Below are 14,897 nucleotides of genomic sequence, written 5' to 3' on the forward strand. Positions count from 1 at the left end.
GCCTGGCCCGGCGCGGCGTTCCCGTGCCTCCCGCCCCTGCCGGGCAAGCCGGCAGGGGGCGATCTCTCCCGTCAGGGCCGGGCCGCGGCCGCGGCCCGGCGCGCGGCGTAGCGCTCCATGGCCGGGCTCAACACGCGCAGGAGGCCCCAGGCCACCAGGCAGGCGACGAGCGCGCTGACGAAACCGACCTTGAGCCATTGCAGGAAGCGGATGCGGACGTGGCTGTGCTTCTCCAGCAGGCCCAGCGCGACGATGTTCGCCGTGCTGCCGATCATGGTGATGTTGCCGCCGAAGCACGCGCCGAAAAGCAGGGCCCACCACAGCGGCATGGCGAACATACTTTCCGAGAGGCCCCGGATCACGGGCGAGAAGGCCGCCACGAAGACCACGTTGTCCACGAAGGCCGAGCCCACGGCCGTCGTGGCCAGGATCACCGGGATCAGCCCCGCCGGCTCGTGCCCGAAGCGCGCGGTGAACGCGTCCGCCATGCGCGCGGTGAGCCCGACGTGCTCGAGGGTGCCGGCCACCGCGAAGAGCAGCATGAAGAACATCAGCGTCCACCAGTCGATCTCGCGCTCCACGTAGTGGCGCGCGCGGGCCGGGCGGGCGATCATGGTGATCCCGGCGCAGATGAGCGGGGCGATCAGCAGTACGCTGTTCTTGTCCAGCTTCAGGACGTGCTCGATCTGGTGGTGCAGGGCAATCAGCGTGAAGGTCCCGATCAGCAGGGCCAGGCTCCGCTTGTAGGGCACCTCCAGGCGGGGCGCGAGGCTCAAGTTCCGCTCCATCCGCTCCGCGAGCCGGCGGTCGAACTCGCGCAGGTCGGCGCGGTACCAGAGCAGGGTCACCACCACGGTGGCCGCGAGGGCCAGCAGCATGATGGGGAAGGCCCAGACCATGAAGTCCGTGAAGGTCAGGCCGGCCTGCGTGCCGATGTAGATGCCCACGGGGTTGCCCATCATCGTGCCCGCGCTGCCGACGTTGGTGCAGAGAACGCAAATGATCAGGTACGGGGCGGGGTTGAGCTTGAGCCGGTCGCAGACCTGGAAGATCAGCACGCTGATGAAGATCATCGAGGTCACCTCGTCCACGAGGCAGGCGAGCAGCGCGCTGGCCACGGCGGTGACGGCGATGAACCGGCGGCCGGTCATGCCCGGCATGGAGATGATCGCCTGCACGACCCACGTGAAGAACCCGAGGTCCCGCAGGGCGCCGACGACGATCATCATGCCGGCGAGGAACAGGATCACGGGCAGCGAGGTGGACTCGACGAAGGTCGGGATGTCGAACGAACGGGTCAGGATCAGGACGGACACGCCGAGGAAGGCGATGGAGAGGCGCAGGTGCCAGAACAGCAGCGTCCCGAGGATCGTCGCCAGGAAGACGCTCCCCGCGATGCACTGGTGGAGTTCCAGCCCCGCCCAGCGGCCCAGCAGGCCGGCGCCGGCGCTGATCCCCACCAGCAGCGCGAGCCGTCGCGCCAGGGCGGCGGATCCCAGTACGACCTGTCCTTCCTCGGCATGCATTTTACACGGACCCGCGCGGCTCAAGCCCAGAACAGCTTCGCGATGAATCCCGACAGCGTCACCACCCCGACCAGTTTACGGCCCTCAAGCACCAGGATCTGGCGGACGCCTTCCGCCAGGAAGATGCGGGCCAGTTGAATCGCGGGTACGTCCGGGGCCACGGAGGCGTAGCTCTCCCGCATGAAATCGGCCAGCCGCGTTTCCTGCTCCTTGCGCAGCAGGTCGGTGAACGGTTCGAACTGGAGGATCGGGGTCAGGTCTTCCACCCAGCGCACGTGCTCCGGCATGCTCAACCCCAGCACGTCCTCCAGCGACACCACGCCGCGCACGTCGCCCTGCTCGTCCACCACGGGGATATCGTACAGGCGGTGCAGGCAGAACAGGTCGAGCGCCCGGCCCAGGTGGTCGCTCTCCAGGAGCGTCACGGGCTGCGGGTTCATCACGTGCAACGCACTCAAGAACGGGGGGAAATGCGCGCCGCCGCCCGCCAATAGCCCGCACAACTCCGCAGGCGTCGAGCAGCCGGCGAGGATCCGGACCTCCTTGATCGCGGACAGCGTCCGGGTCAGCGCCGCGAGGAACTGGAGATAGGCCCCGGGCTCGGTCTTCGGGGTCAGGATCAGGAAGACGGCCCGGACGGGGCCGTTCTCCGGCGACAGGAAATCCACGCCCTGGGCGGACAGCCCCACGGCCAGCTTCAGGTGATCCAGGGTATCCATCCGGGCGTGGGGCAGCGCGACTCCGGGATGGATGACCGTGGAGGCGGCCTTCTCGCGGATCAGGATCTCGGCGAGCGCCTCGTCGCGGTCGAATCCGCCCTCGTTGCGGTGCAGATGATCGAGCAATTCGGCGAGGGCTTCGTCCCGCGTCCGGGCCTCCAGGTTGCAGAGAATGTTCTTTTCATGGAGAAAATCACTGATGCGGAGCGCGGCAGGCTTCGGGCTCATGGCTCGACGCTAACATGCGGATCGCTCGCCGGCAAAGCGAAAAGCCGGGCTCGCGCGCAAGAAACGCTGGACAGCCCGCCCTGTCATGAGCGTAGATGAGCGGGAGAGTCACCACACCGGCATAGGAGGAGCCATGGCAAGGCAGATACGAGGCGCGCTGGGCGGTCTGGCGCTCCTGGCCTGGACGGCGGGGGCGGGAACGGTTGGCGTACCGTTCCTGGTCAATCCCGGGCTCGTCGTGGGCGGCCAGCCGAATGACCAGTGGGATCACCAGGCCGCCTCGGACAGCAACCTGTGGCTGGCGGTATGGGCCGACAGTTGGACGGCCGAGATCGCCGGCATGCGGCTGGACGCGCAGGGCCGGCCGCTGGACCCCGTCGCCCTGCCGATCGCGCCCAACGGCGTGGGCTACGCCGCCACGGAGCGGCGGTACCCGACGGTCGCCTGGTTCCAGGACGCCTTCTGGGTGGTCTGGCAGGAATACCGCGGCAGCGGCTTGCGCGAAGGCTATGGAAGGCGCGTGGCCCCCGACGGGACCTTTGTCGACGTGGCGCCGTTTCGCACCGAGACCTCATCTTCGTCGGCCTATCGCTCCGCCGTCTGCGCCGGGGGTACGAACCTCTTGATGACCTGGAGCACCTACAGCAGCGGGTATCGCCTGTGGGCCCAACCCTATTCGCCGGAGGGGGAAGCCACGGGCATGGCCACTCAACTCCTGTCGGGACTGTCCGGCTACGTTCAACCCGGCATGGCGTTCGGCGACTTCAGCTCCGGACCAAAGAGCTTTTTGCTCACCTTCTCGCTAAATTCCGACATTCGGGGCGTACGCGTGTCGGAAGGCGGCATCCCCCTGGATGTTGTGCCGCTGGCCCTATGCACCAATGCCGGCACGCAATCGGGTCCCTGTCCGGCGTTCGGGCAAGGGCCCGGCGGGACGCAGGGTTGGTGGGTGGCGTGGACCGATGCGCGCGGCGGCGTGGACGATATCTATGGCACGTTCGTCGCGCAGGACGGCACGGTCAGCCATTCCTCCACCGGCATGGCGCTGATTGCGGGAGACGACGACCAGTTCAATCCCTCGCTGTGCGGGGATGGCAGCCGCTACTTGCTCTGTTGGGATGACGCCCGCGCCCCCTCGGCCGTGCGCGCAAGCGTGATGGATACGGACGGGGTCTTCGCCGACACGAACGGCACGCTGGTTTCCACCAACGAGCAGTACACCCCGCTGGTGTGCGCGCGAACGAACGGCCATTTCCTGGCGGTGCACGGCTACGAGTCCGTGTTTGTCGAAACCCTCGATGCGCAGGGCTCGGTCCTGACCGTCGGCACGCAACGGCTCGTTTCCATCGCGGGCGCGGCGGAACAGTACAACAGCGGCGGGTGCGACGGGACGAATTACTGGGTGGCCTTCGAGTACCACCCGGCGGAAACGGAACGACAGGGCGACGTCGCCCTCCAGCGCCTGGCGGCGGACGGCACGCCGGGCTTCGCGGCGCCCGTCCTGGTCTGCACCAACGCCGCGGACCAGTGGGCGCCCGCCGCGGCCGTCGGCCGCGACACCGTCTACGCGGTCTGGAACGACGAGCGCCACACGCGCGACCAGGTGTGGGGGCAGCGCCTCGATCACGGCGGCCAGCCGCTGGGCACCAACGTGCAGATCGGCACCAGCACGCTCTACGCCTACTTCTGCGACATCGCCTCCGACGGCACCAACTTCTTCGCGGTCTGGGACGATTCGGGCGGCGACCGCATGCAGGGCCGATTCCTGAACGCCGACGGTTCCATGGGGAGCGTCATCACGGTGTTCGACTCCGAGATCTCCGATCCCTTCGTGACCTTCGGCGGCGGCGTCTACCTCGCGTTGTGGATGGATTACAACAACGACTACGTCGGGTTCCGCCGCTACCGGCCCGACGGGACGCCCGTGGATGCGAGCAACTCCAACCTGTATTCGTCATCCTCCGGGTGCTGGGATCCGCGCGCCGCGTACAACCCGGAGAACAACCGCTTCCTGGTCACCTGGCGCGACCAGGCCACCTACCAGGTTCTCGGCCGGACGCTGGAGGCCTCGACGGCGGCCTTCGGGAACGTGGTCACCGTCCTGGTCATCAACGCCTGGGCTTCCTCCGAGAACTGCGCGGTGGCGCACGACGGCACCGACTGGCTGTGCCTGCTCCGGGACACCCGGGGCGGCCCCAACGGCCTCCACGGCGTGCGCGTCGCCGCGGACGCCACGGTGCTCGACGCGACGCCCTTTCCCGTCCTGGGCGGCGCCGCGTTCGGGGCCCTGGTCCCGCCGGCGGCGCCCTGCACCAACGTCCTGGTCCTGGGCTCGCGGAAGGTGTACGACCTGCCCGCCGCGGACTATGGCACCCGTAAGTGCCTCGGCGTCTTCTGGCAACCCGGAGCGCAGCCGGCGACCGGGCAGGATCTCGAGGCCGAAGCCCTGAGGGTCGGTCCGCACGGGAGCCGGACCCTCTACCTCCGGCATTCGGCGCCGGGAAGCACGGGCTACGACGTGGAAGCCTGCGCCGATCTGGCCGCGCCGGACTGGAGGGCCATCACCAACGGCGCCTTCCTCGACTCGGGCGCCGGCGTGTCGGCCCACTGGATCGGCCCGGCCGGCCCGGAATCCCGGCAGGCCTACCGCGTGACCGTGCCGTAAACGGCGCGCCGCTCACGGGCCGCGGGTGACGCCCATGCGGAGGTAGGGCAGGATGTCCTCGCGCAGGGTGTGGCTCAAATCGAAGAGCATGAAGCCGGGCGCGCCCAGCCGGCGAGCGGCGACGATCTGCTCGATGGCCTGGTCGGCGGCGAGCTGGCACTCGTCCGCCGTCACGCCGAGCCCGGGCAGGACACGGCCTTTCGCGCCGGGCAGCGCGAGATGCTTCTGCGTCCGCGCCGCGAAGTCGGCGGCGTCGCTCGTGTACGTCATCGGGCACACGAAGTCCACGAGGCCCTCCTGGAGCCACGCGCCCCAGTCCTGCCCCACGCTCGCGACGCTCTCCGGATACGAGCTGAACACGGCGGCGGACACCTTGAGGCCCGGCCGTACGGCCCGCACCTCGCGGGACACGGCGCGGACGAACGCCGTGATCCGGCCGGCGCGCCAGCGCTGGTACTCGGCGGCCAGCGGCCCGCCCGGCGCCGCGGCGCGCGGCCAGTCGTCCACGCGCCGCCCACGGTCCTTCTCGAACTCGCGGCGCGAGACGGGCGAGAAGCAGGAGTTCCCGTTGGGATACCGGATGTAGTCGAGGTGGATGCCGTCCACCGGATAGCGCGCCACGAGATCGCGGAGGGCGGCCAGGGCCAGGTCCGCGTTGCGCGGGTCGGCGGGATTGAGCCACGGGATCGTCGCCCCGGCCGCGGTCACCTGGAGGCGGCCCTCCTTTTTCATGCGAAGCCGGAAATCCTCGGGCGCGTTCTGGAGGCTCCAGCAGACCATCCACACGTGGACCTCCAGGCCGTTGCGATGGGCGGCCTCCACGCAAGCCTTCGCCTGGTCGCCCAGCTTGCGCGAGGAATAGGACTCGGGCAGAACGCGGGAGGGATAATGGGCCAGGCCGCCCCAGAGGAGGTTCGGGAACACGGCGGTCAGGCCCGCGCCGGCGAGCAGGCGGCAGGTGCGGTTCCAGTCGCCGGGATACCACCCCACGCCCTCGTGCTCCCAGACGCCGCGGAACTCTCCGGCGCGCGGCGACTGGACCCGCGCATACGCCTCGGTCAGGACCTGCCGGAGGGTGCGGCCGGCCTCCACCGCCTCGAGAAAACGCCCCTCGTCGTAGAGCGCCCTCATCTTCTGGTGCAGCGCCACGGCACGCTCCAGCAACTTGCCGACCGCCCCGTCCCCGGCAGCCGCCCGCCCGATGCCCTCGAGGGCCGCCGCCAGCGAAGGGAACGAATCCACCTGCCCGGCCGTGTTCAGCCGGTGCCGCGCCGCCGCCTGCCACAGGGCGGGGTCGAGCCGGCCCAGCAGGCCCAGCAGCATCTCCTGCTTGTTGCGCACGTCGTCGTTCTGGAGGATATGTGTCATCCAAAGTCCCTGCGGCGAGGCGACCCAGGCCGGGTCGCGCGTGCGGCGGCCCGCGGCATCCTCCCACCAGGCGATGACCTTCGCGTCCCGCGCGGCGGGATGCGCGGGCATGATGTTGAACGACTCCTGGAACACGCGCGCGGGCAGGTAGCGGGCGGACGAATCGACGAAGGTCATCGAGCTCCACCGGCCGGGCACGTCCGTGCGCGCGTACCGCCCGAGCTTCATCCCCATCAGGGCGGCCAACCTCGGCTCGGCGCCGTAGAAGACCACCAGTTTGCCTCCGGTCTCGAGGAAGGCCTTCAGCGCGGCCAGCATTCTCGAGGACGGGTGGGCGTTGTACGGCAGCACCGCGACCCGCGCGCCGCGGAGCCGGCCGGCCTCGACGTCATCGTCGGAAATCAAGCCGTGCGGGAGGCCGAGGTCGTCCAGCCAGCCGCCGAGGCGGCGCGTGAGCTTCTCGGCCACCGCCCGCTCGTCCGCGTCGCGGGCCGACGTGGTCGCCCGCACGAGCAGCAACGCGTCCTCGCGGGCCACGAGCGCGTGCAGCGTCAGCGACGCCCCCACGGGGGCGCCGCGCCACGGCGAGACGCGGATCGCCTCGATCTTGTGCCAGCCCGCCGGGCGGCCTTCGGCGGAGGCCTGCTCCTTGATCAGGCTGATGGACTGCCGGCCCGCCCGGCGGAGCGGCTGGCCCCAGACGTACCAGCCCTCGCCGCTCTTGAAGTAGATCGTCAGCGAGCGCAGGGCCTCGGGGCGGTCGCAGGTCAGGTCCAGTTCCAGGCTCGTGTAGCGCTCGAGGTTGAGCGTCACGGCGCGGTCCCAGTACACGCGGTCGATCTCGCCGTCGAAGGGACAGGGAAACGTCACGCCGCCGGGCACGGCCTGCACGGGCGGCGAAATGTCCTTGGGCAACCAGGCCTTGCGCGCCTCGGCGGGATCGGCGTAGGCAAAATTTTCCAGCAGCACGGAGCCGGCCCGGGCCGGCGGCGCGCACGACACCAGCGCCAGGAGGACCAGGCACCCGACTTGTGAATACGCGCTTCGCATGTGCGGGGCAGTGTACCGGCCCGCGCAAGCGGGTCAACCAGGAAAGGCCACGCCGGGTTTGAGATCGGGGCCGGTGTCGTGTATGAATACAAAAACCCATGCGGCACGCTCTCTTATACCCGGTACTGGGCCTGGCCGTGACGTGGCTCGCGCCGAGCGCCTGCGCACAGCAGGCGTCCAATCTCGCGGCGCTGCACCGGTCGGGGCAGACGTTTCTCACATGGGACGAGGCCGGGACGGGGAACACGACGGAGAGCTACCGCGTCTACCGGCACACGGCGGAGATCACGGCGGGGAACCTGCCGGAGGCCGCCACGCTGGCCTCGATCCCTCGCGGGTCTTCCCGCTATCCCGCGGAATCCGCGTTCCGCGGCAGCAACGTGTACTTCGTCATCGAGCCCCTCGGCCCGAACCTGGCGTCCAACCGGGGCCTGTTCGTGTACACCCCGCACGAGGCCGGCGATTTCTGGTACGCCGTCACGCTGCAGACCAACGGCTGGGAAAACACGGGCGATTTCAGCGCGGCCAACGCGCTGACCGCCGCCGTCGCGGAGGCCGAGGCGGACCCGGAGCCCGTCCTCGTCCGGACCAGCGCCACCGGGCGCGTGCGGACCTACACACAGTACATGGATTACCACCGGTGGAATCCCACGCTCGGCGGCTACGCGTACAACTACAGCGTCTGCCTGCCCGCCAACTACTCGAACACGGTCGCGTGGCCGTTGCACCTGAAACTGGTTTCGCACGGCAGCCGGTACGACGAAACCGAGACGGGCTCGTGGTACAACCGGGGCATCCAGATCTACGGCGACGACCCCGACGACACGTGGCATTACGGCTTCCACGAAAACTGGGACTACTCGAAATCCACCCACCCGACCAGCGGGATCATCGTGAACTACACCGAGCAGCGCCACCTGCGGGCGATCCGGGACGTCATCCGCGACCCCTATTACACCGTGGACACGAACCGGATCTACGCCTGGTACTCGTCCATGGGCGGCAGCGGCGCCATGACGCTGGGTTTTCATTACCCCGACGTGTTCGCGGCGGTGTTCTGCTGGCAGCCGGTCACGGTGTACCGGACGGCTGATTTCTGGCGCGGGCAGGACTTTGAAAAGCTATGGGGCGGAACGAATTACAACCTGCCCATCGAGAGCCGGGGCCCGCAGGCCGGCCCGATCACGAACTTCAACGGCATGGGCGTGTTCGACTGGATGGACCATCTGGCGATGCTGACCAACCATCCCGGCCGCGACGTGCCGATGTTCTTTTTCCACGCCGGGAAGAACGACGGGAACATCGAGTATCCCAGCCAGGGCGCTCCCGCGCCGGCGGCCTTCCAGCGGGCGCGGGCGGGATTTGTCGCCATGATCGATCCTTCCAGCCACTCGGGCATCGCGTTCGCCGACTGGCCGACGGCCTCGACCACCAACTGGGACATCCGGCAACTCGCGTTCCGCCGGGACGTCAGTTTCCCCGCCTTCTCGTGGGCGAGCGGGAACGACCCCGTGCCGCCACCGGCCGAGCCGTTGACCAACTTCTACAACAAGACCCTGGAATGGTCCTGCCCCTGGAACAACTTCGCGGGGGATATCGTGGACACGGCCACAAACTACGAGATCGTCCTCCGCTCCCGGGCGCAGGCCCAGTACGCCGACGTCACGATCCGCCGGCCGCAGGCTTTTAACCCGCCTCCGGGGCAAGGGATTGTGTGGCAGAACCTTCCGCTCGGCAGCACGAATCCCGTGGCCATGGGCGACCTGCTCGTCGATGCCTTTGGGCTGGTCACCGTACCCCGGTTCGCCGTCTCCACCAACGGAAAGAGGCTGCGCCTGCGGACGGACACCCTGGCGGACACCGACGCGGACGGGCTGCGGGACTGGTACGAGTGGGCCCGGGGCCTGAACCCGACCAGCGCCGTGGACGGCGCCACCGTGGACACCGACGGGGACGGCCTGTCCAACGGCCAGGAAAGGGACACGGGGACCGACCCGCGGATGTCGAATTCGTACTTCCGGATCACTTCCGCCGGCACCGAAGCGGCCGAGTGGTCCAGCACCCCGGGCACCAGCTACAGCGTGGAATACAGCACCAACTTGGCCGATTGGGCGGTCGCGGCGACCGGGATCGTCGCCTTGGATACCCGGAGCCTGTACACCGCGGTCCCGTCCTCCAACGGCCCCCGCGCAGCTCTTCGAATCCGGCTCGACTGACGGGATTAACGGCCGGCCAAGCCTATGGAACCACGGCCAGACGTTGGTACTCATTGATTATGAATATGTTACGATGCAAACGAGGCCCCATTCTCGTCCATCCATGGTTCGCTTCCTTCTTAAACGCTATTGGACCAAGGTACCATATGAATCCGCTGGACATATCGAGCCATACGGGCATATTCTCACAAATATAAGGGGCAGTGTAAGTTGCCGACGCCGCACTCTTCGGAAGGAGTGTCGGGCGCCGGAGGTGTCGTTTTCTATCTGGATACGATGGGAGCAGACACGAATGCGCGGGCAGACCGCGCAGGAGGTCGTTATGAAAAGCATGCGTGTCGCGCACACAGGAACGTCGGCCGGCCGGGGTACGGCCGGGCTGGCCTTGGCCGCCCTGCTGGGCCTGGCCCGCGTTCATGGCGCTTTCGCCGACGTGGAAGTCACCAAGAGCATCAAGGGCGGGTTGACCCAGGTGAATTCCGGCGTGCAGTTTACGTACGTCTTGAGTTACCGAGCGGCCAGCACGACCACGAACTTCTACGGGGCTTATCTCACGGACGTGATTCCGCCTGAAGTCCAGTACATCTCCGCCATCGGCACGCCGCACACGTCGAACATCGTGTACACCTCCTCGACCCGTACGCTGCGCGTGAATTTCATCAATCCCCTGCCCGCCGGCTCGACGGGCGAAATCGAGATCAACGTCCGCTTCCCCAACGCGACCACAGCGGATGGCACGGTCGCCACGAACCGGGCCACGGCCCAGGCGGACAACAGCCCGCCCTATGAATCGAACCCGGTGGAAATCATGGCCACGGCCAGCAACCGGGCCACGGCGAGCAAGACCCTGGCGGGCTCCATCCCGCTGGACCAGAATGTCAACTACACGGTTTCGCTGAACAACGGCACCGCGAACGGCGCGCTGGCGATCACGAACATCACCATGACCGATATCCTGCCGCCCGGCGCCGTGTTCGTGGCCGCCACCGGCGGTGGGATTTATGACAGCAACACGCACACGGTGGTCTGGACACAGTCTTCCCTTGGCCAAGCCACCCTGTCCCGGGTCATCACCATGCGATTCCCCTCGCCTCCGTTTTCCGTGGGGAGCCGGGTGACCAACCGCGTGGAGATCACCGGCACCCCGCTGGGCAAGACGCCGACGAACTGGTCGGCCAGCCGCGTGAACACCATCGTCAGCCCGACGACGGCCGCCACCTTCACCAAGTCGGTCACCGAGGCCCGGTACGTGTACGAGGGCAAGGTGGTCAACAAGACCTTCAACATCGCGGTCAACAACTCGGGCAACACCCCGATCACGAACGTCGTGGTGACGGACGAGATCAAGCCGGAGTTCAGCGTGACCCGCTTCAACACGGGCAATTTCAACGGGACGCCGGCGGGCGAGCGTGAGGGAATCGACGTCTTCTATCAAACCACCTTGAGCGGCGGGTGGCTGGCGGCGCCGGGCAATCCGTATAGTGGGCTTGCGAACACGGTGATTCTCGCCTCCTCCCTGGGCCTGGCGCCGGGCGAATACATCACGGCGCTCCAGTGGAACTACGGCGAGCTGCCCGTGAATTACTCCGTCGCCAATCTCTCCTACCAGACCGACGTGATGACGACCGACCGCGACGGCAACCCGGTGGTCGCCGGCGACGTGCTGACGAACCGGGCGGACCTGGCGTACTACAGCTTCCTCGGCCCCTCCAACCGCTCGTCCACGGTGACGCTCAACGTGTTGAGCGCTCGACCGGTCGTGCAGTTGACCAAGGCCATGACCAACGCGGTGCCTGTGAAGGACAGCGACACGCTGACCTTCCGCCTGACGCTGGCCAACCGGACGGAGGCCGCCGCGGCGCTGGAAAGCCCCGTGATCGCCGACCTGCTCGTCGACTACCTGACCTACGTGCCGGGAAGCTGGTGGGTGCAGTCCGGCCCGCCCGGACTGCCGGCGCCCGTTTTCACGGAATCGCCGAATTACAACGGCACCGGACGCACGCTGCTGAAGTGGGATTGGACGGGCTACGACCTGCCGACCAACCGCTCCATCGAGGTGCGGTTCCGGGCGCAACTGGCTCCCGGGACGCTGTACGGCGGCAAGACCAACGAGATCAGCCTGGTGGACTGGGCCAATCCGAGCGTGGACACCAACACCACGCTGTACGGCCGGGACGTGTACGACCTCAACGGCGACGGCTCGACGAACGACAACATCTACTTCCAGCGGCTGGGCTACTCCATCTCCGCCATCGCCGCCATGGATTCGGTCAAGTGGGTCAAGGGCGAGTTGGACGCCGACTGGAACAAGTATCCCGCCAGCGGCCGCACGGTGCCGGGCGGCCTGGCCGACTACCGGATGACGATCAAGAACATCGGCAACGTCCCGATCCGTGAGATCGAGGTGATCGACATCCTGCCCTGCCTGGGCGACACCGGCGTGATCGACCTCTCGCCGCGCGACACCGAGTGGCGGCCGAGTCTCGCGGCGCCCATCTCGGCGCCGCCCGGCGTGACGGTCTATTACAGCGAGGAAAGCGACCCTTACCGGCCGGACTTCGTGCCGTCCGGCCCGCCCGGATCCGACGAGCCCTACTGGTCCACCAACCCGCCGGCGGACTTCACCCGGACGCGCTCGGTGAAATTCGACTTCGGCGCGCAGATCGTCCAGCCCAACGAGGAGCTGGAATTCGGCTGGCCGATGCGCGCCCCCGTCGGCGCGCCGACGGACGGCGAGATCGCCTGGAACTCGTTCGGCTACGTCGGCACGCGCACGGATACCGGCGGCACCCTGCTGCCTTCCGAGCCGATCAAGGTCGGCATCCAGATCCTGCCCGACACGAACGCGGTCTACGGCGACTACGTGTTCTTCGACGAAGACTACGACGGCATCCAGGATGACGACGAGACCGGCATCAACGGCATCCGCGTCCACCTGTGGCAGGACAGCGGGCCCGGCGGCATCCCGGACGGCCTCCGCGACACGAATACGGATCTGTACATCGGCTTCACCATCACCGGCGACGACTACGACGGCAATCCCGGCTATTACCTCTTCCCGAACCGCGACCGCGGCTACTACTACTCGATCTTCGAGGTCCCGGCCGGCGCGCTGGTTTCCCCCGCCGACCAGGGCGGCGACGACGCGAAGGATTCCGATGTCACCCTGATGGCCGGCTCCAACTACTGGACCGAGATCACGTGGCTCGACGACGGCGAGCACGACCGGACCTGGGACATGGGCCTGTGGGTGGAGGACTACGAGATCGAGCTCGTCAAACTCGCCGGCAGCGCGCCCGACGGCACGATCCTGTGGGTCGAGAACGGCGAGGCCGTGCGTTATACCTACCGGATCACGAACAGCGGGGCTCTCGACCTGGTCAATCTGCGCGTCCGCGACGACAAGCTCGGCCTGATCGGCATCATCCCGCGGCTCGGAACCGGGGAAAGCACAACCCTCACCAGCACGCCGGTGAACATCGCCGCCGACGTGACCAATGTCGGCGACGTGCGCGGCCGTCCGGCCGTACCCGGCGGCGGGCCCGAGATCCCGGGCCTGCCCGAGGCCACGGACGAGGACGACGCCGTGGTTCGCGTCCTCGCCCGCATCGGTGACCGGGTCTGGTTCGACTACGACGGCGACGGCGTCCAGGACGGCGGCGAGACCGGCGTGCCCGGCATCCGCGTGTTCCTGCTGAACGACCTGGGCCAGGTCATCGCCACCAACACGACAGATGGCAACGGCCTCTATCGTTTCACCGTGCCGCCCGGCGACTACGAGGTGCAGTTCGACCTCTCCTCCGTCCCGGCGGAATACAAGGTCAGCCCGCGCGGGCCGACCGGCGCCAAGGACGCCACGGACAGCGACGCGGACCCCGTCACCGGTCGAACGGAACTCACGACACTCGTCGCGGATGAATCGGACTATTCATGGGACATGGGCCTCTGGCAGCCTTCCTCCATCGGCGACACGGTCTGGTACGACCACAACCAGGATGGGCTCCAGGGCGGGGCCGGCGAGGGCGGCGCGCCCGGCATCCGGGTGTTCCTGCTCAACGGGAGCGGCGAGATCATCGCCACGAACCTGACCGACGCCTCCGGCCAGTACCTCTTCGCGGACCTGGTCCCGGGAACCTACTCGGTCCAGTTCGACCTGGCCTCCCTGCCGGCGGGGTACTATCCGACGATCCGCACGGGCAGCCTGCTGGATGCCAATAACAGCGACGCCAACCCGGCCACCGGCCTGACCGCCTCGCTCAACCTGGTCCCGAACCAGCACGTCCGCGAGGTCGATTTCGGCATTTACGCCGAGGGCGAGATCGGCGACCGGGTATGGTACGACGTCAACGGCAACGGGCAGCAGGACGGCGGAGAGACCGGCGTGCCCGGCGTGACGGTGTACCTGTACCGGGGCGGGGCCGTGATCGCGACCAACGTCACCGACGCTTCGGGTAATTACTTGTTCTCCAACCTGCCGCCGGACGAGTACCAGGTCCGGTTCGATCTCAATACCCTGCCCGTCGGCTACAAGCCCACGGTCCAGGGGCCGTCGGGCTCGAAGGATGCGCTGGACAGCGACGCGGACATCACCACGGGCTTCACGGAGACGATCACGCTGGCCCCGGACGAAGAGGATCTGTCGTGGGATCTCGGGCTGGTTCGCTACCTGGCGGACGTGTCGCTGACGAAGACGGCGGAGCCGGTGTTCGAGTACGAGCAGAAGTGGTCGATTCCGATTTCGAAGGGGATGCAGTTCACGGACGGGGACTACTGGCTGCGGCTGGAGAGCGGGAAGCCGAGCTTCGACGTGTGGGGGCCGGGGAACCTGAAGAGCACGAACGTGCTGGACTCCACCTGGCACCACGTGGTGGGGCGGTTCACGCGGGGGACGAACGACGCGTGGGGCACGCACTACATGGAGATCCTGATCGACGGCGTGGTGGTGACGTCGAAGTACGGGCGCGGGGCGACGGACACGTCGGAGGCGCCGCTGTACCTGGGGGCGTACCTGGGGAACAGCGCGTTCTACGCGGGGCTGATGGACGAGGTGCGGCTGTCGCGGGGGCTGCGGAGCGACGCGTGGCTGCAGGCGACGTACGCGCAGCAGGCGGCGCCGGGGGCGTTC

General features: G+C 67.9%; 6 protein-coding genes. 3 read left to right on the top strand and 3 right to left on the bottom strand.

Annotation, left to right across the window (positions count from 1 at the left end; all coding sequences use genetic code 11):
* Positions 1 to 71 precede the first annotated feature (71 nt).
* Both KA248_07255 and KA248_07260 read right to left on the bottom strand, forming a co-directional pair.
* Positions 72 to 1,526 carry an anion permease gene (locus KA248_07255; GenBank protein ID MBP7829698.1) on the bottom strand — a complete coding sequence of 485 codons (1,455 nt, stop codon included), beginning with the start codon at positions 1,524 to 1,526 and terminating at the stop codon, positions 72 to 74.
* Positions 1,527 to 1,546: 20 nt separating this feature from the next.
* Entirely contained in the window at positions 1,547 to 2,473 is a 927-nt protein-coding gene (locus KA248_07260; protein MBP7829699.1) for a PTS sugar transporter subunit IIA, read from the bottom strand.
* 133 nt (positions 2,474 to 2,606) lie between these two features.
* Between KA248_07260 and KA248_07265 the strand changes: the two genes are divergently transcribed.
* On the top strand, positions 2,607 to 5,138 hold the full coding sequence (locus KA248_07265; GenBank protein ID MBP7829700.1) for a hypothetical protein: 2,532 nt from the start codon (positions 2,607 to 2,609) through the stop codon (positions 5,136 to 5,138).
* Between the two features lie 12 nt (positions 5,139 to 5,150).
* On the opposite strand, the gene KA248_07270 is transcribed toward KA248_07265, so the two are convergent.
* Positions 5,151 to 7,556 carry a family 10 glycosylhydrolase gene (locus KA248_07270; GenBank protein ID MBP7829701.1) on the bottom strand — a complete coding sequence of 802 codons (2,406 nt, stop codon included), beginning with the start codon at positions 7,554 to 7,556 and terminating at the stop codon, positions 5,151 to 5,153.
* A 98-nt stretch (positions 7,557 to 7,654) separates the two neighbouring features.
* Between KA248_07270 and KA248_07275 the strand changes: the two genes are divergently transcribed.
* Positions 7,655 to 9,772, top strand: coding sequence for a hypothetical protein (locus KA248_07275; protein ID MBP7829702.1), 2,118 nt, complete (start codon positions 7,655 to 7,657; stop codon positions 9,770 to 9,772).
* A gap of 322 nt (positions 9,773 to 10,094) precedes the next feature.
* Positions 10,095 to 14,897 (top strand): hypothetical protein (locus KA248_07280; protein ID MBP7829703.1); only part of this gene is annotated, 4,803 nt, incomplete at its 3' end.

The sequence above is a fragment of the Kiritimatiellia bacterium genome (assembly GCA_018001225.1).
Classification (GTDB): Bacteria; Verrucomicrobiota; Kiritimatiellia; order CAIQIC01; family JAGNIJ01; genus JAGNIJ01.